The 1,995-nt window shown below is 71.2% G+C and carries 2 protein-coding genes and 1 pseudogene; all 3 read right to left on the bottom strand.

Features of this window, described 5'->3' with window-relative positions; translation table 11 throughout:
- Positions 1–486, bottom strand: a 486-nt coding sequence (locus tag ACFPZL_RS12655; protein WP_382335703.1) for a UDP-N-acetylglucosamine--N-acetylmuramyl-(pentapeptide) pyrophosphoryl-undecaprenol N-acetylglucosamine transferase, incomplete at its 3' end; no start/stop codon positions are given.
- Positions 483–1,691, bottom strand: a complete 1,209-nt coding sequence (locus ACFPZL_RS12650) for an FtsW/RodA/SpoVE family cell cycle protein (RefSeq protein ID WP_218113740.1) — start codon at positions 1,689–1,691, stop codon at positions 483–485. The genes ACFPZL_RS12655 and ACFPZL_RS12650, both read right to left, overlap by 4 nt.
- Positions 1,657–1,995, bottom strand: a pseudogene (murD, locus tag ACFPZL_RS12645) (UDP-N-acetylmuramoyl-L-alanine--D-glutamate ligase); the annotation flags it as partial. The gene ACFPZL_RS12650 and the pseudogene murD, both read right to left, overlap by 35 nt.

Genomic DNA, 1,995 nt, shown 5'->3' with positions numbered 1-1,995 from the left:
GCCGGTCACGCGGGCCGCGGATCCGGCGCCGGAGATCGGCGTCTCCGCGAAGGTCACCGCGACGTAGGGCGTGTGCCGGGCCGCCTGCCGGTTCGCGAGGCCGGGCCGCGCATTGGCCTCGTGGATCACGACGGGCACGCCCTCGAGCTTCGCCGCTCGATACGCGGGCGCCGATGCGTAACCGCCGAAGCCGACGACCGCGTCGACGCCGCGCGCCCGGATCATCTCCCGGGTCTCCGCCACGGCGCGACGGTAGCGCATCGGGAAGGTGACGGCGTAGGCGCTCGGCCGGCGCGGGAACGGCAGACGCTCGATCGTCAGGAGTTCGTACCCGCGTTCGGGGACCAGCCGCGCCTCGAGCCCCTCCTTCGTCCCCAGGACGAGGATCTCCGACTCCGGCTCGACGGCGCGGAGATGATCCGCGAGCGCGAGCAGCGGGTTCACGTGGCCGGCGGTGCCGCCCCCCGCGAGCAGATACACCGTCATCGCTTCACCTCTCCGGAGATCTCGGCCCGATAGGCGGCGCCGTCTCGAGCGATCGAGATCACGACGCCCATGGCGAGCAGGCAGGCGATCAGCGCCGTCCCGCCCGAGCTGATGAGCGGGAGCGGCACCCCGAGCACGGGGAACACGCCGATCACCACCCCGATGTTCACGAAGGCCTGGCCAACGACCCAGACCAGCACGCCGCCGATCACCGCCCGGCCGAAGCGATCCCGCGCTCGCGCGATCGCGCGGATCATCACCGCCGCGAGCACGGCGAACAGCAGGATCACGAGCACGGCGCCCACGAGGCCGAGCTCCTCGCCGATGATCGCGAAGATGTAGTCGTTGTCGGCGGCCGGCAGCCACGACCACTTGGCCTTCGACCCGCCGAGCCCGACGCCGAAGATGCCGCCGCCCGCGAGCGCCCAGAGGCCGTGGAGCGGCTGCCAGTCGAGCCCGCTGTAGTCGTCGCCCGACGCGAAGATGCGGGCGAGCCGGTTGGAGCTCGTGAGCACGAAGTAGGCCGCGCCGCCCACTGCGATCAGTGCCGTGAGACCGAGCGATTTCCAGCTCACTCCGCCGAAGTACATGGCCCCGAGCACGGCGGCGCCCATGATGAGGGTGGTGCCGAGATCCTTGCCCGCGAGCACGAGGCCGAGCGCCAGCGCGGCGCCGGGCACGATCACCGGGATCAGCTCGTGCCGCATCTGCCGCAGCAGGGGCTCCTTCTTCAGCAGGACGGCCCCGATCCAGACGATCAGGGCGAGCTTCAGCAGTTCGGAGGGCTGGCCGCGGATCGAGCCGAGCTCGATCCAGTTCCGGTTGCCGAAGTCGTCGATGCCGAGCGGGGTGAAGACCAGCGCCTGGAGCGCGAGGCCGAGGGCGAACAACGGCCAGGCCCACTGCTTCCAGAAGCGCAGGGGCATCCGCGCGGCGAACAGCATCAGCGGGATGCCGAACAGCGCGAACTGCGTCTGGCGCCAGAACCGCCCGAAGAAGCCCTCGCCGTCGACGTAGGACGTGATCGACGACGAGGAGAGGACCATGATCAGCCCGAAGCCGACGAGCAGGAGCGTGACCGAGTAGAGCAGGACGACCGTCGGGTCCGAGATCGATCCCAGACTGCGGCCGAGTCGGATCCGCGTGAAGCCGCTCGCCCCGCCGGTCGCGTCAGGCGCGGAGGTCCCCGGCGGGTGCGTCGCCATCCGCGTCACCTCCACTGCCGGTTTCACTGCCCGGTTCGCTCTCGCCCTGGTCGGGACCGAGCGCCCGGACCGCCGCTTGGAAGCGGCGGCCTCGATCCGCGTAGTCCTCGAACTGGTCCATCGATGCTGCGGCGGGTGCCAGCAGCACGGTGTCGCCCGCCTCGGCGAGCGATGCCGCAGCGGCCACCGCCTCGCGCATCGTCTCTTCAGTCTGCCCCGTCTCGATCGCGATCCGCGGCACGCGGGGTGCGTGTCGCTCGAGCGCGGCGACGACCTCCGCACGATCAGCGCCGATCACGACGGA

It is taken from the genome of Leucobacter soli (assembly GCF_042659205.1).
Taxonomy (GTDB): domain Bacteria; phylum Actinomycetota; class Actinomycetes; order Actinomycetales; family Microbacteriaceae; genus Leucobacter; species Leucobacter soli.
This window is presented reverse-complemented; position numbering and strand designations above follow the sequence as displayed.